The 20963-nt window shown below is 72.7% G+C and carries 18 protein-coding genes and 3 pseudogenes; 9 read left to right on the top strand and 12 right to left on the bottom strand.

Annotated features, from left to right (window positions below):
- The first annotated feature begins 37 nt into the window (after window positions 1-37).
- The gene (locus tag ACZ63I_RS19840) at window positions 38-247 is read left to right on the top strand and encodes an MbtH family protein (RefSeq protein WP_469340260.1); all 210 of its coding nucleotides are present in this window, start codon (window positions 38-40) and stop codon (window positions 245-247) included.
- Window positions 248-381: 134 nt separating this feature from the next.
- On the opposite strand, the gene ACZ63I_RS19845 is transcribed toward ACZ63I_RS19840, so the two are convergent.
- From ACZ63I_RS19845 to ACZ63I_RS19860, 4 genes are all read right to left on the bottom strand, one after another.
- Window positions 382-1455 carry an iron-siderophore ABC transporter substrate-binding protein gene (locus ACZ63I_RS19845; RefSeq protein ID WP_469340261.1) on the bottom strand — a complete coding sequence of 358 codons (1074 nt, stop codon included), beginning with the start codon at window positions 1453-1455 and terminating at the stop codon, window positions 382-384.
- Between the two features lie 155 nt (window positions 1456-1610).
- The gene (locus ACZ63I_RS19850; RefSeq protein WP_469340264.1) at window positions 1611-3413 is read right to left on the bottom strand and encodes an ABC transporter ATP-binding protein; all 1803 of its coding nucleotides are present in this window, start codon (window positions 3411-3413) and stop codon (window positions 1611-1613) included.
- Complete coding sequence (locus ACZ63I_RS19855; protein WP_469340265.1) at window positions 3410-5104, bottom strand: ABC transporter ATP-binding protein; 1695 nt, start codon at window positions 5102-5104, stop codon at window positions 3410-3412. Before ACZ63I_RS19855 ends, ACZ63I_RS19850 begins: the two co-directional genes overlap by 4 nt.
- A 186-nt stretch (window positions 5105-5290) precedes the next feature.
- Window positions 5291-6652, bottom strand: coding sequence for an NAD(P)/FAD-dependent oxidoreductase (locus tag ACZ63I_RS19860; protein WP_469340267.1), 1362 nt, complete (start codon window positions 6650-6652; stop codon window positions 5291-5293).
- A gap of 296 nt (window positions 6653-6948) precedes the next feature.
- On the opposite strand from ACZ63I_RS19860, the pseudogene thrS reads away from it, so the two are divergent.
- Window positions 6949-8193, top strand: a pseudogene (gene thrS, locus ACZ63I_RS19865) (threonine--tRNA ligase); the annotation flags it as partial.
- Between the two features lie 38 nt (window positions 8194-8231).
- On the opposite strand, the gene ACZ63I_RS19870 reads toward thrS, so the two are convergent.
- Genes ACZ63I_RS19870 through ACZ63I_RS19880 form a run of 3 tightly spaced genes read right to left on the bottom strand, consistent with a single transcriptional unit; the run spans window position 8232 to window position 10651 of the window.
- Window positions 8232-8822, bottom strand: a complete 591-nt coding sequence (locus tag ACZ63I_RS19870) for a hypothetical protein (protein WP_469340268.1) — start codon at window positions 8820-8822, stop codon at window positions 8232-8234.
- A 30-nt stretch (window positions 8823-8852) separates the two neighbouring features.
- On the bottom strand, window positions 8853-9878 hold the full coding sequence (locus ACZ63I_RS19875; protein WP_469340270.1) for an alpha/beta hydrolase: 1026 nt from the start codon (window positions 9876-9878) through the stop codon (window positions 8853-8855).
- 41 nt (window positions 9879-9919) lie between these two features.
- On the bottom strand, window positions 9920-10651 hold the full coding sequence (locus ACZ63I_RS19880) for a CDP-alcohol phosphatidyltransferase family protein (RefSeq protein ID WP_469340272.1): 732 nt from the start codon (window positions 10649-10651) through the stop codon (window positions 9920-9922).
- Between the two features lie 169 nt (window positions 10652-10820).
- Between ACZ63I_RS19880 and ACZ63I_RS19885 the strand changes: the two genes are divergently transcribed.
- From ACZ63I_RS19885 to ACZ63I_RS19905, 5 genes and pseudogenes are all read left to right on the top strand, one after another.
- Window positions 10821-11801 carry a zinc-dependent alcohol dehydrogenase gene (locus ACZ63I_RS19885; RefSeq protein ID WP_469340273.1) on the top strand — a complete coding sequence of 327 codons (981 nt, stop codon included), beginning with the start codon at window positions 10821-10823 and terminating at the stop codon, window positions 11799-11801.
- A 118-nt stretch (window positions 11802-11919) separates the two neighbouring features.
- Window positions 11920-12318, top strand: a complete 399-nt coding sequence (locus ACZ63I_RS19890) for a 6-pyruvoyl trahydropterin synthase family protein (protein WP_469340275.1) — start codon at window positions 11920-11922, stop codon at window positions 12316-12318.
- Window positions 12315-13457, top strand: a complete 1143-nt coding sequence (locus tag ACZ63I_RS19895; protein ID WP_469340276.1) for a glycosyltransferase family 4 protein — start codon at window positions 12315-12317, stop codon at window positions 13455-13457. Before ACZ63I_RS19890 ends, ACZ63I_RS19895 begins: the two co-directional genes overlap by 4 nt.
- Entirely contained in the window at window positions 13454-14311 is an 858-nt protein-coding gene (locus ACZ63I_RS19900) for a methyltransferase domain-containing protein (protein ID WP_469340277.1), read from the top strand. Before ACZ63I_RS19895 ends, ACZ63I_RS19900 begins: the two co-directional genes overlap by 4 nt.
- Window positions 14230-15264 (top strand): annotated as a pseudogene (locus ACZ63I_RS19905) (lysylphosphatidylglycerol synthase transmembrane domain-containing protein); the annotation flags it as partial. The gene ACZ63I_RS19900 and the pseudogene ACZ63I_RS19905, both read left to right, overlap by 82 nt.
- Here ACZ63I_RS19905 and ACZ63I_RS19910 read toward each other — a convergent pair.
- Both ACZ63I_RS19910 and ACZ63I_RS19915 read right to left on the bottom strand, forming a co-directional pair.
- Window positions 15148-16125, bottom strand: coding sequence for a RibD family protein (locus ACZ63I_RS19910; protein WP_469340520.1), 978 nt, complete (start codon window positions 16123-16125; stop codon window positions 15148-15150). The pseudogene ACZ63I_RS19905 and the gene ACZ63I_RS19910 sit on opposite strands and share 117 nt — an antisense overlap.
- Window positions 16126-16130: 5 nt before the next feature.
- Window positions 16131-16901: a creatininase family protein gene (locus tag ACZ63I_RS19915; protein WP_469340278.1), complete on the bottom strand. Its 771-nt coding sequence runs from the start codon at window positions 16899-16901 to the stop codon at window positions 16131-16133.
- Between the two features lie 144 nt (window positions 16902-17045).
- On the opposite strand from ACZ63I_RS19915, the gene ribA reads away from it, so the two are divergent.
- On the top strand, window positions 17046-17726 hold the full coding sequence (ribA, locus tag ACZ63I_RS19920) for a GTP cyclohydrolase II (RefSeq protein WP_469340280.1): 681 nt from the start codon (window positions 17046-17048) through the stop codon (window positions 17724-17726).
- A 101-nt stretch (window positions 17727-17827) separates the two neighbouring features.
- On the opposite strand, the pseudogene ACZ63I_RS19925 reads toward ribA, so the two are convergent.
- The 3 genes and pseudogenes from ACZ63I_RS19925 to ACZ63I_RS19935 all read right to left on the bottom strand — a co-directional run.
- Window positions 17828-18001: pseudogene (locus ACZ63I_RS19925) on the bottom strand (SpoIIE family protein phosphatase); the annotation flags it as partial.
- Between the two features lie 112 nt (window positions 18002-18113).
- Window positions 18114-19760, bottom strand: coding sequence for a phytoene desaturase family protein (locus tag ACZ63I_RS19930; protein ID WP_469340281.1), 1647 nt, complete (start codon window positions 19758-19760; stop codon window positions 18114-18116).
- Window positions 19753-20211, bottom strand: coding sequence for an SRPBCC family protein (locus tag ACZ63I_RS19935; protein ID WP_469340283.1), 459 nt, complete (start codon window positions 20209-20211; stop codon window positions 19753-19755). The genes ACZ63I_RS19930 and ACZ63I_RS19935 overlap by 8 nt, the downstream gene beginning before the upstream one ends.
- A gap of 182 nt (window positions 20212-20393) precedes the next feature.
- On the opposite strand from ACZ63I_RS19935, the gene ACZ63I_RS19940 reads away from it, so the two are divergent.
- Window positions 20394-20885 (top strand): peptidylprolyl isomerase, encoded by a 492-nt coding sequence (locus tag ACZ63I_RS19940; RefSeq protein WP_469340285.1) that lies wholly within the window; start codon window positions 20394-20396, stop codon window positions 20883-20885.
- Window positions 20886-20963: the final 78 nt, after the last annotated feature.

Consider the following 20963-nt stretch of genomic DNA (forward strand, 5'->3'; position numbering starts at 1 on the left):
CCGCGCACCCACACGCACGTACAGAGGAGAAACCGCGATGAGCAACCCGTTCGAGAACCCCGACGGCGTCTACTCCGTGCTGGTCAACGACGAGGGCCAGCACAGCCTCTGGCCCGACTTCGCCGAGGTACCGGCCGGCTGGCGCGTCACCCACGGCCCGACGAACCGGCAGTCGTGCCTGGACCACATCGAGGCCAACTGGACGGACATGCGGCCCCACAGCCTCGTCCGGTCGATGGAGGGCTGAGGCCCGGCGCGGCCCGTACGGCACAGCGAAGGAGCCGGGCAGCGAGTCACCTCGCTGCCCGGCTCCTTCGTGTCGTCGGCGGTCCTTCGTACCAACGGCGCTTTCGTGTCAACGCCGTCTCAGAGACGGCCCGTTCAGGAGGCGGGCTGCGCCACCTCGGTCGCGGGCTTGCCGTCGACGGCGGCCGCGAGCTGCGGGACCAGCCGGTCGAGCACGTACGGCAGGCTCAGCACGGTCGACATCGACACCGCGTTGCCGTAGTCGCCGGTCTCCTTGACGAAGACCTCGCGGCCCTGCTTCACCACGTTCAGATCGCCGTACGACGGGTCGTCGTGCAGCTTCACCGGGTCCTTCGCGGTGTCGCCCACGATCCAGACGATGGCGTCCTGGTCGAGCAGGTCGGTGCGCTCCTTGCTGATGTTGGCGCCGAACTGGTCACCGATCGCCTTGTCAAGACCGGTCGGCAGCGCGAAGCCGAGGCCGCTCAGAATCCGCGAACGCGCGTCCTGGCTGCCGTAGACGAACATGCCCTCGTACGGCGTCGCCATCAGCGCGGTCGCGCCCTTGAACGCGGGGTTGGCCTTCTCGGCGGCGGCGAAGTCGGCGTTGACCCCCTCGACGAGCTTGGCCGCCTCCGCGCTCTTGCCGAGCGCCTTGCCGACGGTCTTGGTCACCTCCTGCCACGGAACGCCGTAGTCGTTGTACGCCTTGGGCTGCGCGAGGACGGGGGCGAACTTGGACAGGGTGGTGTACTGCTCCTTGGTGAGCCCCGAGTACAGCGCGACGATCAGGTCCGGCTTGAGCGCCGCCACCTTCTCGATCTGCGGCCCGGTGCCGGTGTCCTTCAGTACGGTCGGCACGGGGGCGCCGCCGAGCTTGTCCGCGGCCCAGGGGCCTATCGCGCCCTTGTAGGCGCCGAGCCACTCGGTGGTGCCGACCGGCACCTTGCCGAGCGCGAGCACGGCGTCCTGGTCGGTGAAGCCGACCGTCACGATCCGCTTGGGCTCGGACTTGACGGTCGTGCTGCCGTACTTGTGCTCGATCGTGACGGGATAGGCGGAGTCGGCGGAGCTGGCCGGGGCGCTCGCGGCGGACCCGGCCTGCTCGTCGTCCCCGGAGTCACCCCCGCAGCCGGCGACGGTGCCGAGGAGCAGGAGTACGGAGGCGAGCGCCGCGGCGAGCCTGGGGCCTCTGAGGGAGCGGGCCATCGGGGGTTCCTTCGGTTCGGTGGGTGATGATGACGGGTGTCGGTTCGGTGTGTGTCGGTTGGGAATGCGGTGGGTCGGGTGCGGTGGGTCGGCGTGCTGTCGGTTCGGTGTGCCGCTTCGGTCTGTGCGTCCGTGCGCGGTGTGTTCGGTGGGTGTCAGAGGCCGCGGCCCCCGCGGGTGTCGGACCACGCTGCCCAGAGGGCGGCGTAGCGTCCCCCGGCTGCCCGGAGTTCGTCGTGCGTGCCGGACTCCACGACGCGTCCCGCGTCCATGACGACGATGCGGTCGGCGCTCGCCGCCTGGGTGAGCCGGTGGGCGACGACGAGCGCGGTACGGCCGTCCACGGCGCGGTCGGCGGCCTTCTCCAGCACCCGGGCGCCCGCGCTGCCCGCCTCCGCCGTCGCCTCGTCCAGCACCGCGACCGGCGGGTCGGCGAGGATCAGCCGGGCGAGGGCGAGTTGCTGGGTCTGGGCGCTGCTGAGCCGGTGCCCGCCGTCACCGACCACGGTGGCCAGGGCGCCGGGCAGGGCGTCCGCCCAGCCGAGCGCGTCGACCTGCGCCAGCGCGTCCCGCAGTTCCGGCTCGCTCGCGCCCGGCCTGGCCAGCAGCAGATCGTCGGCGAGCGTCCCGGCGAAGACATGGACCTCCTGCGTGATCAGCGCGACCGACCGGCTGGTGGCGGCCGGGCCGAGTTCGGCCAGGTCGACGCCGCCGAGCCGTACGGTCCCTGAGGCCGGCCCGTGGATACCGGCGACGAGCTTCGCCAGCGTGGTCTTGCCCGCGCCGCTCGCCCCCACCAGCGCGACCCGCTCGCCGGGGCGCAGGGTCAGGTCGACGTCGGAGAGCACCTGGTGGCCCGGCTGGTAGGCGTGGCTGACACCGGACACCGTCACCGAAGCGTCGCGCGGCACCGGCGGTTGCTCCGGCTGCGGGGGCAGCGGCAGCGCGGCGACGCCGACCAGCCGGGCGAGGCCCGCGCCCGCCGACTGGGCGTCGTCGAGCAGCGCCAGCGCCGAGTTGACCGGCGTGAACAGGCTGTGGAAGTAGAGCGCGGCGGCCGTCGCCGTACCGATCGAGGCGCTTCCGTCACGCACCAGCAGGAACCCGGTGACCAGGACGGCCGTGAGACCGACGAACTCGGCGACATGCAGCCTGCTGTAGAAGCGCAGGACGAGCCGCACACCGCGCATGGTCAGTTCGACGGCCGACCAGGAGCGCGCCGTCACCCGCTCCGTGTGCTCCTTCTCCAGCCGGAACGCCCGTACGGTCGCGCTGCCGCCGATGGTGTCGAGCAGTTGCTGCTGCCGCGCGCCGGTGGCGACGCGCTGCTCCGCGTAGATCGGCACGGCGTTGCGCACGTACCAGCGCGCCGTGTAGAGCTGGACGGGTACGGCGATGAGCGCGGCGAGCAGGAACCGCCAGTCGAGCAGCGCCAGTGCGCCCAGCGTGAGCACGATGGCCAGCAGTGAACGGGCCAGCTCAGGAAGCGCGTTGCGCACCGCGTCGGCGATCAGTGACACATCGCCGGTGACCCGCGCCGTCAGGTCGCCCGAGCCCGCCCGCTCCACCCGTTCGAGCGGCAGTCCCAGCGCCCGCTCGACGAACCGCTCGCGCAACTGGGCCAGTACGCTCTCGCCGAGCCGGGACATGAGGGACAACCCGAGCCCGGTGGTGAGGCCCTGGACGACGGCGACAGCCATCAGCAGGACGACCGGCAGGGTGATCAGGCCGGCCGGCCGCCGGTCGGCGGCCAGGTCGACGATACGGCCGAGCAGCGGCTGGGTGAGCAGACCGACCGCCGTCGCGGCGACCATCGCGGCGAACCCGGCCAGCGCGAGTGCTCGGCGCGGTCGCAGCAGCGCGGCCACCGCCGCTCGGGTCTCGGCGCCGCTCGCGGTGGGCAGCAACTCCCGCGCCGGGGCGGCGTCCTGCTGACCGTCCTGCTGACCGACCGTCATGAAAGCACCGCCGTACGGTAGCTGAGGTGGCGCTCCACGAGCTGACCGTGCGGCGCCGTGTCCACGACCCGGCCGTCCGCCACCAGCACCACCCGGTCCGTGACCGCCAGCAGCGCGGGGCTCGTGGTCACCAGGAGAGTGGTCCTGCCCCGGCGCGTCTCCCGGATCCCGGCGGCCATCGCCGCCTCGGTGACCGGGTCGACGGCGGTCGCCGGGTCGTGCACCACGAGCACCGGCGGGTCGGCGGCCAGGGCGCGCGCCAGCGCGACACGCTGACGCTGGCCGCCCGACAGCGAACGGCCCCGCGCGGTCACCACCGTGTCGCCGCCCTGCGGCAGGGTTCGGGCGACCTCGTCGGCGCCGGACGCCGCCATCGCCCGCCCGATGTCCGCGCCCGCGGGCGCCGCTGCGGACACATTGGCGGTGAGGCTGCCCTCGAACAGGTCCGCGTCGTGCTCCGCGACCAGGATCGACGTACGGACGTCGGCCGGGTCGAGTGTCGTCAGCGCGACCCCGTCCAACTCGGCCGAGCCGTCGACCGGATCGCTCCGCCGGGCCAGCACACGCAGCAGCGCCGTCGCGTCGGCCGGGTCGGTGGTGACCACACCGACCAACTCGCCTGCCGCGACGGTGAGATCGAGGCCGCGCAGGGTCCCGTACGAGACGTGCCGCAGCCGTACGGCTCCGCCGACCGGCAGGGCGGGCGTACCGGATCCGGGAAGGACGTCGGGTGCGGCGGCCAGCACTTCGGCGAGGCGGGCTGCGGACGCCCGCCCTTGCGCGAACTCCGCGTTCACCCAGGAGAATTCGGACAGCGGCCCGAGCAGGAACAGGGCGAGTCCGACGGCCGAGACGAGCTGGCCGAGGCTCATCTCGCCCTCGGCGGTGAGACGTCCGCCGACGAGCGCCACGACCCCGATGAAGACCCCCGTCAGGGTGAGCACCATGCCGTTCTGCCAGGACTCCGCCCGCGCCGCGCGCAGCGTGGCGGACAGCGAGAGCCGGCTGGTGTGCCGGTAGCGGGTGACGGCCGCCGACTCGGCGCCGATGCCCTTGAGGATCCGCAGTCCCGCGACGAGATCGGCCGCGACCCCCGACGCGTGCGCCGCGCGCTCCTGTTCGGCCTCGCTGCGCCGCTCCAGCGGCTTGCTCAGCAGATGGCCCAGCCACAGCAGCAGGGGAGTGCCCAGCAGCACGACGGCGCCGAGCGGCGCGGAGATCCGCAGCAGCACGACGGCGCTGACCAGGAGCCCGGTGAGGGCCGAAAGGCCGGTCATCACGGCCATGTTGACGGCGCCGACCCGCTTGGCGTCCTCGGTCGCGATGTTGGCGAGCGCGCCGGGCAGCCGCCCGCTGTCCGCCCCGCCTCCCGGGTGCAGGACCCGGCGTACCAACTCGGTCCGCAGCCGGTGGGCCGCCACTTCGGCGGCGCGCTCGCCGGCCCGCGCGCCGTACCGGAAGCTGTAGGAGAGCCCCACGTAGACGACGGCCAGCACGGCGAGCAGCCCCACCAGCGCGCCGGTGTCGCCGCGCGCCACGGCCTGGTCGATGACGAGCCCGATCAGCACGGGGACCAGCGCCTCGCCGGCCTGGTGCCCGGCGCCGAGGGCTGTCCCGAGCGCCACATCGCGCCGCTGACCCCTGATCGCACCGCGCAGGACGTCCCGTCCTGACGGACCCCCAACCCCCACCGCACTCCTCCGGGCCGCCTCACCGCCCCCACGACACGGGAGCGAACTTAGGTAAGGCTAGACTAACTAAGAAGCGGCGGGCCAGGCAGGTGCCGATTCGTGTCCTGATCGTCAGGAACGACGGTTCGGAAGGGCCGCCACGAGCGCCCGGCAGTGCCGAGTCGCGCCGGCTGCCGGTGCCGGCCGTCAGCTCCGGGCCGCGAGCGAAGCGGTGTGCTCCCGTACCTGATCCGGCGTCAGATAGGCGTTCGTGTACTCGAAGTCGTGCAGGGTGGCGGCCTTCTGCGCCTGGAAGCCGGTCCGTACGAAGTCGTCGCCCGCCACCGCGTTGAGCATCCAGTTGGTGAGCACCCGGGTCTTGGCGACATTGGTGCGCAGCGCCGACCAGTGGTAACCGCGTGCCACGGCCTGCGCGGGCAGACCGCGCAGCTCGATACCGAGCGGCTTGGACACCGCGTCCGCCCCGCCGAGGTCCACCACGAGCCCCAGATCCTTGTGCTTGTACGGCGTCAACCGGCCGCCCCGCAGGGAGGCGAGGATGTTCTCGGCGATCGTGCGCCCCTGCCGCTGGGCGTGCTGTGCGGTCGGCGGGCACACGGCGTCGTCGCCCTTGGTCAGATCGGGTACGGCGGCGGCGTCACCCAGCGCGAAGACGCCGTTGGCGCCCGGCACGCTCAACTCGGGCGTGACGACGAGGCGTCCGCGCGCTGTCTCCGCGTCCAGCGTCGCGATCAGCGGGCTCGCCGCGACGCCCGCCGTCCAGATCAGGGTGCGGCAGGGCAGCACCCGCCCGTCGGTGAACGTCACTTCCTCCGGCGCCGCCTTGGCGACGGACACGCCGAGCGACACCTCGATGCCGCGCTTGCGCAGGATCTCCAGCGCGCTGCGGCCGAGCTTGTCGCCCAGCTCCGGCATCAGCTTCGGCGCGATGTCGATGAGATGCCACTTGATCAGCTTCGGATCCAGCCGCGGATACCTCTTGGCGGCGTTCATCGTGAGCCGCTGGAGGCAGGCGGCGGTCTCCGTACCCGCGTACCCGCCGCCGACCACCACGAACTGCAGCCGCGAGGCCCGCTCGGCCTCGTCCTGGCTGGCGTCCGCCAGGTCGAGCTGTGCGATCACATGGTCCCGGATGTAGGCGGCCTCCGCCAGCGTCTTCATCCCGCGCGCGTTGTCCACCAGACCGGGGATGTCGAAGGTCCGGGTGATGCTGCCCGGGGTGAGCACGAGATAGTCGTACGACTCGTTGACCAGCTCACCTGTGATGTCGCGGACCACACACACTTTGGCCTTCGGGTCGACACCCACGGCGCCGCCCGGCACGATCCTCGTACGGTGCCTGCTGCTGCGGCGCAGCGAGACGGCGACGGACTGCGGCGTGAGCACGCCAGCGGCGACCTGGGGCAGCAGCGGCAGGTAGAGCTGGTACGAGAAGGGCGTCACCAAGCACACCTCGGCCTCGCCCGGGGCGAGGGTGCGCTCAAGACGGCGTACACACTCCACCCCCGCGAAGCCGGCGCCCACCACGAGGATCCTGGGTCGTGCCACAGTGTCCGTCCCTTCTCATGCCCGCCGAGCTGCCGGGCCTGCCTCACATGCCCCTTCGGTCAATCGTTTCCGCAGCTACCCATCTTCGCGAGGCGAACACGTGCGCGCATTGCGGCGCTGTTAATCACCCGTTCGGGTGGTGAGGGGTCTGCTAGCGTGCTGGTCATGAAGCGTGCCGCCATGACGACGACGCCGGAGAGTGTCCCGGCGCGCTGACTGCTGACCCAGTTCGAAGCCCCGGGGCGAGTGCCCCGGGGCTTCGCCGTGCGGTCCACTCGCCCTCCGTCCGCGAGGAGACCACCATGCACGACCACCGCAAGCTCGGCCGCGAGCTGGCTCTGTTCGACACCGACCCCCTGATGGGCGCCGGGCTGCCGTACTGGCTGCCCGACGGCGCGACCGTGCGGCACACCCTGGAGGAGTACATCCGGGGCGCCGAACGGCTCGCCGGCTACCAGCACGTGTACTCACCCGTGCTGGGGAAGCGGGAACTCTACGAGATCTCCGGCCACTGGTCGCACTACAGCGACGACATGTTCCCGCCGATGGAGGTCGGCGGGGAGCAGGTCGTCCTGCGGCCGAGCCTGTGCCCGCACCACGCGCTGATCTACCGCTCCCGTGCCCGCAGCTACCGCGAACTGCCCCTGCGGATGGCCGAGCTGGGCGGCATGTACCGCGCCGAGCTGTCGGGGGTGCTCGGCGGGCTCAGCCGCGTACGGGCGATCCAGCTCAACGACGCGCATGTCTTCTGCACCCTCGACCAGGCAGCAGACGAAGCGGCCGCGGCCCTCGGGCTGATCCGCCAGGCGTACGCGGCGCTCGGCATCCGCCCGGCCCGCTTCCGGCTGTCCCTGCCGGGCCCCTCGGGGAAGTACGTCGCCGACCCCGCCCTGTGGGAGAGGGCCACCGCGCTGCTGACCGGCGTACTCGACCGGTCAGGTGTGTCGTACGAGGCGGCGGAGGGCGAGGCGGCGTTCTACGGCCCGAAGATCGACGTGCAGATCGCCGACGGCGCGGGCCGCGAGACCACCCTGTCCACCGTCCAGGTCGACTTCCACCAGCCTGAGCGATTCGGCCTGCGCTACATCGGCGCGGACGGCGGCCGACACCGGCCCGTCATGATCCACCGCAGTGTCGTGGGCAGCGTGGAGCGGGCCGTCGCGCATCTCGTCGAGCAGCACGGCGGCGCCTTCCCCGGCTGGCTCGCCCCCACCCAGCTCGCGGTCCTGCCCGTCACCGGCGACCAGCTCGACCGGGCGGCCGAGTTCGTCCGCCGCTGCGCCGGCCGAGGGCTGCGGGCGCGGCTCGCAGGACCCGAGCAGGGCACCCTGGGCGCCCGGGTCCGGGCTGCCAGACTGGTGCCGTACCAGGCGGTGATCGGCGCCGGGGAAGCCGCCGACGACCTGGTCGCCCTGCGGCTGCGGGACGGCCGCCGACTGGACGCGATGCCGGCGGCCGAGGCGGTCATGCGCGTCGGCGCCCTCGTGGACGCGCACACCACCCGGCTCTGGGACACCGACCCCCACCAGCACATCCAGTGAACCGAGAAGGAGCGCACCGGAGATGACCGACCGCTCGTTCAGAACTTTCCGCTGACCACATCGACGTCGTGAGCCAGCTCCCGCCGCAGGTCGGCGAGGAAGCCGGGCCGCAGTTCGGGCCAGTTCCAGAAGTCGAGGGCGAGGCACCCGAGGGCGAAGCCGGTTCCCCACGACCACGCGGTCACCGGGACCTCCACGCCACAGGCGGGGCAGCCGACGCTGCCCCGCCCCGTCGTCCGCCAGGTCTCGATGCCGCGTGCGAAGGGGGCCCACGCCTCCTCGTCCGTCTCGAAGACCATGTTCTCGAAGTCGATGAACCGGGTCTCCTGCCCGCAGCGCGGACAGGTCGCGGCCTCGGCCTCGGACGACCCCTGGCCGCCGCAGAACCACCCTCGGCCGACGAGCACCGCCACGGGGCCCGGCTCCCAGGACGGATCCGACACCGCCGAAGCCCAGCCCGGTCCCGGCAGATGCCCGGCGTCGGCGCCGAAGCTGTACACCCCGTCGGACGTCTGTTCGCGGGCGAGCACGCCGCGCCGTACGAGTACGTCGATGATCCTGGCCGCGAGTTCACCGGCCTCCTCCGGCGTCGCCTCCACATCGACCACGGTCTGAAAGAAGTCGCCCATGGTGCGCAGGATAGGTGAACTGCCGCTGTGTCAGGGCTGGATGCGGCGGGCGAGCCAGTCCAGGGCCTTCGGGTAGCGGTAGTCGATCCCGCCGTGGCCCGCGTCGAACAGCTCGAAGTGCACGGACTCCTCGGGCAGCCCCGCCGCGCGTACCGCGCCGTGGAACGCCTGGGCGCCGACGTCGAGGAAGTACTCGTCGCGGGTGCCCGCGTCGATCCAGACCGCGCGCAGCGCGGCGACCGCCTCAGCGCGTTCGGGGACCATCCGCACCGGGTCAAGGTCGAGCCACCGCTGCCAGACGTCGGGGACCAGCCGGCCCGTGTGCGGTTCGAACGGCAGCAGCGGTGTCCCGTCGTCGGCGGCGGAGTAGCAGGCGGCGACGCCCAGGACCGTCAGCAGCGCCTCGTCGCCCGGCCTGCCGGGGACGGGGTGCGCCCGGAACTCCTCCCACCAGCGGAAGATGTCCCCGTCCCAGGCCCGCAGCGCGCGCACGGCCGCAGGGAACTCGGCCGCGTAGCAGTACTCGTACAGCGCGTCCCCGGCGTGCGTGGCCAGCGCGCCGAACAGGTCGGGCCGGAGCATCGGCGTGATCATCGCGCCGTAACCGCCGCTGGACTTACCGGAGATGGCCCGGTGGTCGCTGCTGTCCAGTGTGCGGTAGTGGGCGTCCACGTACGGCACGACCTCGTCGCACAGGTACGAGTGGTAGCGGCCGGTGCCCGGCGAGTCCAGGAACTGGCTGCCGCCGTACGTCGTCCAGGCGTCCACGAAGACCACGACCACCGGCGGGGTGCCGGCGGCGAACAGCGCGTCGGCGGTCTCGGGGAACGGCTGCCGGAACGGCGTGCGGTTGTACCACATGCCGAGATGGCCGGTGTAGCCCTGGATGACGTAGACACTCGGATAGCGGCGCCCCGGCTCGTCGTCGTAGCCGGGCGGCAGATACACGTGCAGCGGGCGCTCCGAAGGGTCCCCGAGCGGATTGCCGCGCAGCAGCTCGCTGCTGATCACGCGCTGATCGATCCGTCCGGCCAGTTCGGTGCCCCAGGGCAGCATGCGCGCTCCTTCGTCCGTCCCCGCGGGCGCGGGACATCAGGTCACCGGCGAGCGTATACGGCCGCTCCCGCGGACTCCTCGGACACACCGCGCCCGATCCTGACCCGCCACAACCACCTGATGTCACGGGCGAAGGACCAGGTCAGCAGTGTCAGCGCCAGGCCGACCAGCAGCACGGCCGGCAGCCGGGGGAGCAGTCCCGTGGCCGCCGCGAGCAGCATGATCCCCTGGAGCGCCGCCACCGTCTTGCGGGCCACGCTCGGCGGCAGCGGCCCGTGCAGCCAGGGCAGCACCCGGGCCGCGGCGACGAAGGCGTACCGCATGGCGCCGATCAGCAGCACCCACGCGCCCAGGTGGGCGGCGACGAGGACGCTGAGCACGAGAATGAGGAAGGCGTCGACCTCCATGTCGAACCGCGCCCCGAGCGCGGACGCCGTGCCCGTACGCCGGGCCACCTGGCCGTCCACCGCGTCGAGCAGCAGCGCCAGCGCGGTGATCCCCGCCATCAGGGGAACCGGCGGCCGGCCGGGGAAGGAGTCGGCGATCAGCGCCGTCACACCGCCGACGAGCGTCGCGCGGGCCAGGGTGACGCCGTTGGCCGGACCGAACGCCGTGGTCCGCCCCGGCCACGACCGGTACAGCGCCCGGCTCAGCACGGCGCAGGTGCCCGCCCCGACGGCCGCGCCCGCCAGCCAGCCGGCGAGGCCGAGCCCGGCCGCCGTGCCCAAGAGCAGGAGCACAAGAATCTGCGCGCCCAGTCCTGCCGCCGTCACCAGACCCAACGGTCTTTGCCCGTACGCCACGTGCGGTCGAGCCGATATGTGTGAGTCCACCGTTCACCCCCCGGCCGTCTGGCCGAGTCGATGGGCGCCGCGTACCGTGATCGCGGCCTGTCCCCGCTCAACTACGTGCACCGTTGCCCGAGCGTTCAGGAGGACTTTGATGAACCGCGCCGCCCGAGCGTTCTGGCTCCGCTCTCCCGGTCAGGGGGAGATCAGAGAGGTGCCGCTGCCGGAGCCCGCCGCAGGCGATGTCGTCGTACGCACGCTGTACTCCGGTGTCAGCCGGGGCACGGAGACCCTGGTCTTCCGTGGCGGCGTGCCCGCCGGCCAGCACACCGCGATGCGGGCGCCGTTCCAGGACGGCGAGTTCCCCGGGCCGGTCAAGTACGGCTACCTCAACGTGGGCCTGGTCGAGGAGGGCCCGGCGGACCTCGTCGGCCGTACGGTCTTCTGCCTCTACCCGCACCAGACCCGCTACGTCGTGCCCGCGAGCGCCGTGACGCCCGTGCCGGACACCGTGCCCGCCGCGCGCGCCGTGCTGGCCGGCACGCTGGAGACCGCGGTGAACGCGCTGTGGGACGCGGCGCCGCTGATCGGCGACCGGATCGCCGTCGTCGGCGCCGGCATGATCGGCTGTTCCGTGGCCGCGCTGCTGGCCCGGTTCCCCGCCGTGCGCGTCCAGTTGATCGACAGCGACCCGGCGCGGGCCGCCGTCGCCCACGCGCTCGGCGTCGAATTCGCCCTGCCCGGCGACGCCTTGGGCGACTGCGACCTGGTGGTGCACGCCAGCGCCACCGAGGAGGGACTGGCGCGCGCACTCGAACTCCTCGCCCCCGAAGGCACCGTGCTCGAACTGAGCTGGTACGGCGACCGGCGGATCAGCGTGCCGCTGGGCGAGGCGTTCCACTCCGGCCGGCTCGTGCTGCGCAGCAGCCAGGTCGGGATGGTCTCCCCGGCCAGACGCGCGGGCCGGACCTTCGCCGACCGGCTGGCGCTCGCCCTCGACCTGCTCGCCGACCCGGCGCTCGACGCCCTGATCAGCGGCGAATGCGCCTTCGACGAACTGCCTGAGGTACTGGCCAGAATGGCGGCGGGCGAGCTGCCGGGCCTCTCGCACCGGGTCCGCTACGCCCCGGAGTGACCCGGGATGCGCCCCCGCGCCAATCTGAACCCGTGAACCGTGAACACGTGGTGCGTACCGGCCGTACTACACCATGCCCGCACCCGGGCCAGTCTCGCCGGACCTGGAGGATCATCCGTTGTTCAGCATCACCGTCCGCGAGCACCTCATGATCGCGCACAGCTTCCACGGCGAGGTCTTCGGCCCCGCCCAGCGACTGCACGGAGCGACCTTCCTGGTCGACGCCACCTTCCGGCGCGCCGAGCTGGACGCCGACAACATCGTCGTCGACATCGGCCTCGCGACCAGCGAACTGGGCAAGGTCGTCGGTGAGTTCAGCTACCGCAATCTCGACGACGAAGCCGAGTTCGCGGGGATCAACACCAGCACGGAATTCCTCGCCAAGGTCATCGCCGACCGGCTCGCCGACCGGGTGCACGCGGGCGCCCTCGGCGAAGGCGCCAGGGGGCTGGCCGGAATCACCGTCACCCTGCACGAATCGCATATCGCCTGGGCCAGTTACGAGCGCGACCTGTGAACGACGCTGTCGCACCGGCCCGCCGGGTGAGTGTGGTGCTGCCGGCCGGCATCGACGATCCGGCGAGGCCGAGCGGCGGGAACACCTACGACCGCCGGGTGTGCGGTGGGCTGCCCGGCGCCGGCTGGCAGGTCGACGAGCACGCCGTCGCGGGGAGCTGGCCCCGGCCCGCAGCCGCCGACCGCGCCGAACTGGCCCGCACCCTAAGCCGGTTGCCGGACGGTACGGTCGTCCTCCTGGACGGCATCGTCGCCTGCGCGGCCCCCGAGATCATCGTCCCCGAGGCGGCCCGGCTGCGGCTCGCCGTCCTCGTCCACCTCCCGCTGGCCGACGAAACGGGGCTCAGCCCCGCACTGGCCGCCGAGTTGGACGCCGCGGAACGCGCGGTGCTGCTGGCGGTGCCCGCGGTCGTCGCGACCAGCCACTGGGCGGCGGGCCGGCTTATCGACCACCACAGTCTCGACCCGGGCCGGGTCCACGTCGCCGTTCCCGGCGCCGACCTCCACCCACTGGCCGCAGGCAGCGAAGAAGCGCCGCTGCTGCTCTGCGCCGCGTCCGTCACCCCGCGCAAAGGACAGATGCGGCTGGTCGAGGCGCTGGCCGATCTCGCCGAACTCCCCTGGAGCTGCGTCTGCGTCGGGCCCCTGACCCAGGACCCCGGATACGTCGCGCGGCTGCGCGAGACGATCGCGGCAGCGGGGCTCACCGGCCGGGTACGGCTCGCGGGACCGCGGTCCGGCCCCGACCTGCACGCCAGTTACGCCGCCGCCGATCTGCTGGTGCTCGCCTCGTACGCCGAGACGTACGGCATGGCGGTGACCGAAGCCCTCGCGCGCGGGGTGCCCGTCCTGGCGACCGCCGTCGGCGGACTCCCCGAAGCCGTCGGACGGGCGCCCGGCGGCGCGGTCCCCGGCGCCCTCGTACCCGCCCAGGACCCGGCGGCCCTCACCGCCGCCCTGCGCGACTGGCTCACCGACCCCGCCGTACGCCACCGCTGGCAGGACGCGGCGCGGCGGCGGCGCGAGGCCCTGGCCGACTGGCGCACGACCACCCGGCACCTGGCCCGCGTACTGGAACAACTCCACGTACGGCCCGGACCGTTGGACCAGCACAGCCCCGAACCCTGGAGGACCGTGTGAGCACGGCCGATCTGCCCCGCTACCCCGCGCAGTGGCTGGACCTGCGGGAGCGGGCCGACGCCGCGGCCCGAGCCGTCGAACTCCTCGACCCGCTGCGCCACTACCTCGCGGGCGCGCCGCGCCCGGCCGGCGGCTGGGTGATCCGCGATCTCGGCTGCGGCACCGGATCCCTGGCCCGCTGGCTCGCCCCCCGGCTGACCGGCCCCCAGCACTGGATCCTGCACGACCGCGACCCGGATCTGCTGGCCCTGGCCGCCGCCCGGATGCCGGCGACGGCCGCCGACGGCAGCAGGGTCACCGCCGAGACCCGGCAGGGCGACATCGCGGGCCTGACCGCGGCCGACCTCGCCGGGACCTCGCTGGTCACGGCCTCGGCCCTGCTCGACCTGCTCACCCGGGCCGAGATCGACGACCTGGCCGGGGCCTGCGCCGTCGCCCGGTGCCCGGCGCTGCTCGCGCTCTCCGTCACGGGACGTGTCGAACTCACCCCGGCCGACCCGCTGGACGCCGAGATCGGCGACGCGTTCAACGCCCACCAGCGGCGCAGCGAGCACGGCCGTACGCTGCTCGGTCCCGACGCGGTCACCGCGGCCGGTGAGGCGTTCACGCTGCGGGACGCGACCGTACGGGTCCGCCCCAGCCCCTGGCGGCTCGGCGCGGCCGAGTCCGCGCTGACAGCACGCTGGCTGGAGGGCTGGACCGGCGCCGCCCTGGACCAGCGCCCGGACCTCGCGCCGCAACTCGACGGTTATCTGAGGCGCCGTCAGGAGACGTGCTCCGCAGGCAGGTTGGCGGCTGTGGTGCACCACAGCGACCTGCTGGCACTGCCCCGGCGGACCGGCGGCGGCCTGTGACGCCCGGCGCGCTCTCCCGCGCCGTCCGGAGCAGACTCGGCACGCTCGCAGGCGCTGTGCTGCTCGCCCTGCTGGTGTGGCGGCTGGGCACCGGCGCCTTCCTGGACGGGCTGAGCCGGATCGACGCCCGCACGCTACTCGTCGCGTCCGCGCTCGGGCTGCTCACCACCGTACTCAGCGCCTGGCGCTGGTGCGTGGTGGCCCGCGGTCTCGGCGTCCAACTGCCCCTGGGCAGCGCCGTCGCCGACTACTACCGGGCCCTGTTCCTGAACGCGGCACTGCCCGGCGGGGTCGTCGGCGATGTGCACCGCGCGGTACGGCACGGGCAGCGGACCGGCGACATCGGTCGTGGCGTGCGGGCCGTCGTCCTCGAAAGGACCGCCGGCCAGGTCGTGCTGGTCGCTGTCGCCGTGCCGGTCCTGCTCTTCATGCCGTCCCCGGCCAGGGCGGCCGTCGGCGACCACGCCCAGGAGGTTCTGCCGGTCCTCGGCGCGCTGTGCGCGGTGGCGGTCGCCGCCGCCGTACTGCTCAGGACCGGAGCGGCGGCGCGGCGCGGCCGCCGGCTGCTGACGTCCGAACTGCGCGAGGCCCGGCGGGGGTTGCTCGCCCGGCACGCCTGGCCCGGGGTGCTGGTCTCGTCCGCCGTCGTCGTGGCCGGACATCTCGCGCTGTTCCTGCTCGCCGCCCGCGTCGCCGATGTGCGCGCATCGGCGGCGGAGCTGGCGCCGCTGGCCATCCTGGCCCTGCTCGCGATGTCACTGCCGCTCAACATCGGCGGCTGGGGACCCCGGGAAGGCGTCACCGCCTGGGCGTTCGGCGCCGCGGGGCTCGGCGCCTCACAAGGACTGGCCGTGGCCGTCGTCTACGGCGTGCTCGCCTTCGTCACCAGCCTGCCCGGCATCCTCGTACTCGTCGCCCGCTGGTTCGCGGGGCGACGCCGTCCCCGCATCGGCCCGGACCGCATCGGCCCGAACCGCATCGGCCCGGACCGGATCGAGTTGCGCCAGACCGAGTTCGGCCAGGTCGAGTTCGAAGAGAGTGTCGGCGCCGAGCGCGGACCTGTGCACCCGCGGCCGTACGGCGTCCCGCATCAGCTCGGGACCCGCGAAGCGGATGCCGGGGACCCCGTCGCCGAGCAGCACGGGAGCCACGGTCACGTAGAGCAGCCGCAGCGCCCGCTCGTGCAGGAAGCGCGAGACCGTCACGCCGCCGCCCTCGACCAGCACCCGGCCGAGGCCGCGCGCGGCGAGCGTACGCACCAGCCGGTGCGGCGCGAAGTCGGCGCTGTCGCGCAGGGCCAGCACCTCGACCCCGTCGCCGCGCGGAGTCTGCCGCCCGGCGTCCTCGCCCACGACCCACAGCGTCGGCGCGGCCCCGTCGGTGAACACGTGGCGCGCGGCGGGCACCCGGCCGTGCGGATCGAGGACGACCCGCACCGGGTTGCTGCCCGCGCAGGCGCGGACGGTGAGCCGGGGGTCGTCGGCGACGGCCGTGCCCGCACCGACGACCACCGCGTCGGACAGGGCGCGCAGCCGGTGCAGATGGGCGCGGTCCTCCTCGCCGGTGACGAGGTCGGCACGGCCGGTGCGGGTCGCGATGAAACCGTCCAGAGTCTGGCCGAGCTGTGCGAACGTGACCTGCGCACCGGCGAGGCAGAGCGGCAGATAGCGGTCGGCGAGCGCCTCGGCGCCGGGCGAGGCGGCCGGCCACCGGAGCGGCCCGCCGTCCGTGCCGCGCCGCAGTCCGGCGGCCTCGGCGGCGGCCTCGGACCTGATGCCGCGCAGCAGCTCCCAGGCGGCGGCCTCGTCGGGCATTCCGGTCACCGGGTCCCCCGTCCGGGGTTCGGGTCCGGTGCGGGCAGGGGAAAATAACTGGCGAAGGAATCGACGAGTGCGGCGACGAGTTCCTTTCCCTTCGCCGCCGAAGCCAATGAAGGGCGGCCTATGACACCGGACTCGGTGTAGCCCCGCATACCGACGGTGAGCAAATGCCGCCGGTCGTCGGCGAGGAAATCGGCCGACCCGTAGCCGGGGCGTACCAGTTCGGGACGCTCGTGCAGCAGGATGGAGGTCTCCACTTCACCGGCGTGCATATCGCTGTTGGACGATGTCCGCACACCGGCTCTGTCCCGTGCGGCGGCCCAGTCGGCCGAGCTGGGGAAAAGGGCCATGCGCGTGCCGTGCGACGCGGATTCCTGGACCACGTTGCGCAGGACATAGTTTCCGCCATGTCCGTTGACGAGAATAAGAGTCGCGATTCCGGTTCTGCGGAGCGAGTCGGCGACATCCCGTACGACGGCGCTCAGGGTGGTGGCCGAAATGCTCACGGTGCCCGGCCAGTCGGCGTGTTCGTGCTCGTGCGAGCAGGAGATCGTCAGCGGCGGCAGCAGCAGGACCGGATAAGCGGCGGCGACCGCCCCGCCGATCGCGCAGGCGACGACCGTATCGGTCACCAGCGGCAGGAACGCGCCGTGTTGCTCGAAACTGCCGATGGGCAGGACGGCGGTATCGGGCCGGCGCTCCCTTATGTCAGCGGTGGTCTCCGACGGCAGCGGCCCGGCGGCCGCCCGCGGTATTTCCGGACCACTCATCTCAGGCCACCCTTTCGCCCTGCGGTACGTGACTTCGCCCTGCGGTTGCCGATCGGCACACGGAAGATCAGGCTACGCGGAAATGATCGGCTCCGTTTCTGTTTTCACGTTCACCGCACGGCAGTTGGCGGATACGATCTGGTCATGACGGAAAGTGCTGGCAAGTCCGACGGCGGGGCTGGTTCATCGCTTGTCGAGCGGGTGGTGGACGTACGACTGGCCACCGTGCACGGCGATTTTCTCGCAATCGGCTATCGGGACCGCTGTCGCGCGGATGAGCAAATGGCGCTGGTGTACGGCGATGTCGGGGGAGGGGACCCGGAAGGAACCGCTGAAGGGGTGCTCACCCGGCTGCATTCGGAGTGTCTGACCGGAGACGCCTTCGGGTCCAAGCATTGCGACTGCGGGGACCAACTGGCCGCGGCCCTGGACACCATCGCGCGGGAGGGCCGGGGGGTGCTCATCTATCTCCGCGGTCACGAGGGCCGGGGAATAGGGCTGCTGGCCAAACTCCAGGCGATGCGGCTCCAGGCGGAAGGGCTGGACACGGTCGAGGCGAATCTGGCCCTGGGACTGCCCGCCGACGCCCGCGACTACGGTGTGGCGGCCGGCATCCTGCACGACCTCGGCGTGGGCTCCGTACGGCTGATGTCGAACAACCCGCGCAAGAGCCAGGCCCTGCGGCGGCACGGCATCGAGGTCGCCGAGCAGGTCCCGCTGCTGATGCCCCCGAGCGACGAGAACATCAGCTATCTGCGGACCAAGCGCGAGCGCCTCGGCCATCACCTGCCCCATCTGGAGGCACCGGTCGTCAGGGGCGTATGACCTCCGAGGAGGCGCGTTCGACGGCGAGCGTCGCGGCGTCGTCACCCGGCGGGCCGCCCGTGTGGGCGACGAGGTCGCGACGCAGGCGCTCCAGCGGCGCCTCAGGACCCGACCCGGGGGAACGACGCCATCCGGTCGGCCAGGGGACAGAACTCGCCCTCCGGCGAGCGTGCCTCGATGACGCCGTCGGTGTACAGCAGCAGCGTGTCGCCGCTCTCGAAGGCGACCACATCGCTGTGATGGCCCGGCACAGGCAGCCCGCACAGCCCGAGCGGCGGCGAAGGGCGGGTCGCTTACAGCACTCTCGTGCGCCGGCCACGCAGCAGCGGCGGCGGGGGACGACCGCAGTTGATCATCTCCGCGCGTCCAACCGGCGGGCATCCATATCTACCTTTTTGCATCTGTTCGTACAGGGTCGGTCGCGCCGCTTCTGCCGCGCCGGGCGAGAGCACGCTGCGCCGCCGAGAACGCGCCGCCCGCCCGGTGCGTACGCAGAGCGGCGCGCGCCGCGTTGGCGCCCGGTGCGCCGTGCACCCCGCCACCCGGATGCGCGCTCGCGGACGCCAGATACAGGCCGCGAACGGGGGTCTCCGGCCGGCCCGTGCCGGGCGTGGGGCGGAAGACCAACTGCTGGTGCAGGCTGGTCGTGCCGCCGTTGAGCGCGCCACCGTGCAGATTGGCGTCCAGCGACTCCAGGGTGGGCGGAGCGAGGATCCGGCGGGCCCGTACCAGAGCGCGGAAGCCGGGCGCGTACCGCTCCACCTGGGCCTCGATCCGGTCGGCCATGGCCGTGCGCTCCCGCTCGTCCCAGCTTCCGGTGAGCCCGTCGTCCCCTGCGTCGCCCTTGATCCGGTGAGGTACGTGGGTGTACGCCCACGCCGACTCCGTACCGGCCGGTGACCGGGAGGCGTCGGCGGTCGTCATCTGCCCCAGCAGCGCGAACGGCTCGCCGGGCACCTGCCCCATGGCGATCTGCGCGGCGAACCGGGTCAGCGCGTCGACCCCGTCGGCCAGATGGACCGTCCCGGCCGTCGCCGCCTGCGGCGCCGTCCACGGAATGGGGCCGCTCAGCGCCCAGTCGACCTTGAAGGTCGCGAAATCCCACTGGAAGCGGCGCAGGTCGTCGAAGACCCGGGCGGGCAGCTCCGCCGCGTCCACCAACCGGGTGTACAGGTCCGGCGCTGCGACATCCGCGAGGACGGCCTTGCGGGCCACGACCCCCTCGCCGCCCGCGGTCCGTACGCCCACGGCGCGGCCACCGCGTACGACGACCTCCGTGACCCGCTCACCGCAGCGCACACCGCCGCCGCGCCGCTCCAGCCGGCGCACCAGCGCGTCGGTCAGCCGGCCGGAACCGCCGACCGGCACCGGAAAACCATGGGTCTGGCCGAGCATCGACATCAGCCAGCCGAACCCGCCGCTGCCCGCCGCCTCGGGAGCGAGATCGGCGTGCAGCGCGTTGCCCGCGAGCAGCAGCCTGCCGCCCTCGCCGGTGAACTCCTCCTCGCCCAGCCGCCGCACCGGCAGCGTCATGGTGCGGGCCAGCCGCAGCCCGCCGCCCGCCCGCAGCCGGGCGGCCAGCCGCGCCGCAGCCCGCACCGGCGGGAACGGCGTGAAGAGAGCTTCCAGCAGGGGTTCGTCCAGCAGGTCCCAGATATGGCACAGATGCTCCCAGGCCCGCCCGTCACCCGCGCCGAACGTCTCAAGCCCCGCGGCCGTCGCTTCGCGGTCGCGGTCCAGCACGGCGCAGCGGCCGTCCGGCAGCGGATGCGCGAGCACCCGGGGCGCATGGGTCCAGCGCAGCCCTTCCGCCGCCAGGTCGAGCGCGCCGATCACCGGGGAGGCGGCGGCCAGCGGGTAGAAGGCGCTGAAGACATCGCTGATGTAGTCGGGATGCACGCCCCGGTCGCTGCGCAGCGCCCCGCCGGGCTCCTCCTGCGCCTCCAGGACCTCCACGCTCCAGCCCGCGTCGGCCAGCAGATTGGCGGCCACCAGCCCGTTGGGGCCCGCACCGATCACCACCGCGTCAGGCATGCGCTGTCCTGGCGCCCCGGGGCAGCCCTTCGACCACATCGGCGAGGCGGCGCAGCATGCTGCGGTGCCGGAGCTGGATCATGGCGTCCACGGCGCCGTTGTGCAGGGCACCGCCGGGGCCGGTCAGCGGGTGCTCGTCCACGACGACCAGGGTGTCCTCACCCCAGGGGTTGATCTCGATGGCGATACGGGCGGTGCCCAGCGGTCCTGAGAAGGCTTCCAGTTCAAGCCGCCGGGGCGGTTCGTGGCGGCGTACCACCGTATGGCCGCTCGCCTGCCACGGGCCGAGCCGCACCAGATACTCGATCTTCGAACCGAGCGCCGGCCAATCGTCGTCCACCGGGCGGGACTTGTACGTGCCCACCACCCAGTCGGCGTAGCGCGAGCCGTCCGCGAGCACGGCCCACACATCGGCGGGAGGCCGCTTGATCAACTGGTGCCGGACAGCCATGGGTCCTCCGGGGTGCGTCGACCGGAAAGGGAAAAGGCTCTCGGAAACAGAAAAAAGCCCTCCCGATTCAGCCTAGGTCAGGACCTGGTTCCCGGCCTGTCGGCCCGGCGGAGGGGGCCGCGGACACGCGGTGGACGACCCTGCGCGGCCCACGGCTGTCCCAGGATGGCAGGATTGCGGGTATGACCAGCAATGTTTATTTCGACATCAGCATCAACGACGAGCCCTCCGGACGGATCGTCTTCCAACTGTTCGACGACGTGGTGCCGAAGACGACGGCGAACTTCCGCGCGTTGGCCACGAACGAGCAGGGATTCGGCTACGCGGGCTCGTCCTTCCACCGGATCATCCCCGAGTTCATGCTGCAGGGCGGCGACTTCACCGCCGGGAACGGCACCGGCGGCAAGAGCATCTACGGGCAGAAGTTCCCGGACGAGAACTTCCAGCTCAAGCACGACAGGCCGTTCCTGCTGTCGATGGCCAACAGCGGCCCGGACTCCAACGGCTCGCAGTTCTTCGTCACGACCGTGGTGACGAGCTGGCTGGACGGCAAGCACGTCGTCTTCGGCGAGGCCGTCGAGGGCCAGGACCTGATCCGCAAGATCGAAGCGCTCGGCACCCGCTCGGGCGCCCCCAAGGCCAAGGTCACGATCACCGCTTCCGGCACGGTCTGACCGGTACGCGCCGCACGCCGCCCGGGGCGGACAGGGTCCAGGTCGTTTCCTCGGACCGGCCGGCTGCGGACACCGCTC

The sequence above is a fragment of the Streptomyces sp. NPDC087906 genome (assembly GCF_055584925.1).

Bases quoted from the DNA above. Each gene is read 5' to 3' on its own strand.
- ACZ63I_RS19840 (WP_469340260.1), top strand. From the start codon at position 38: ATGAGCAACCCGTTCGAGAACCCCGACGGCGTCTACTCCGTGCTGGTC.
- ACZ63I_RS19845 (WP_469340261.1), bottom strand. From the start codon at position 1,455: ATGGCCCGCTCCCTCAGAGGCCCCAGGCTCGCCGCGGCGCTCGCCTCC.
- ACZ63I_RS19850 (WP_469340264.1), bottom strand. From the start codon at position 3,413: ATGACGGTCGGTCAGCAGGACGGTCAGCAGGACGCCGCCCCGGCGCGG.
- ACZ63I_RS19870 (WP_469340268.1), bottom strand. From the start codon at position 8,822: ATGGGCGACTTCTTTCAGACCGTGGTCGATGTGGAGGCGACGCCGGAG.
- ACZ63I_RS19875 (WP_469340270.1), bottom strand. From the start codon at position 9,878: ATGCTGCCCTGGGGCACCGAACTGGCCGGACGGATCGATCAGCGCGTG.
- ACZ63I_RS19885 (WP_469340273.1), top strand. From the start codon at position 10,821: ATGAACCGCGCCGCCCGAGCGTTCTGGCTCCGCTCTCCCGGTCAGGGG.
- ACZ63I_RS19910 (WP_469340520.1), bottom strand. From the start codon at position 16,125: ATGCCCGACGAGGCCGCCGCCTGGGAGCTGCTGCGCGGCATCAGGTCC.
- ACZ63I_RS19915 (WP_469340278.1), bottom strand. From the start codon at position 16,901: ATGAGTGGTCCGGAAATACCGCGGGCGGCCGCCGGGCCGCTGCCGTCG.
- ribA (WP_469340280.1), top strand. From the start codon at position 17,046: ATGACGGAAAGTGCTGGCAAGTCCGACGGCGGGGCTGGTTCATCGCTT.
- ACZ63I_RS19930 (WP_469340281.1), bottom strand. From the start codon at position 19,760: ATGCCTGACGCGGTGGTGATCGGTGCGGGCCCCAACGGGCTGGTGGCC.
- ACZ63I_RS19935 (WP_469340283.1), bottom strand. From the start codon at position 20,211: ATGGCTGTCCGGCACCAGTTGATCAAGCGGCCTCCCGCCGATGTGTGG.
- ACZ63I_RS19940 (WP_469340285.1), top strand. From the start codon at position 20,394: ATGACCAGCAATGTTTATTTCGACATCAGCATCAACGACGAGCCCTCC.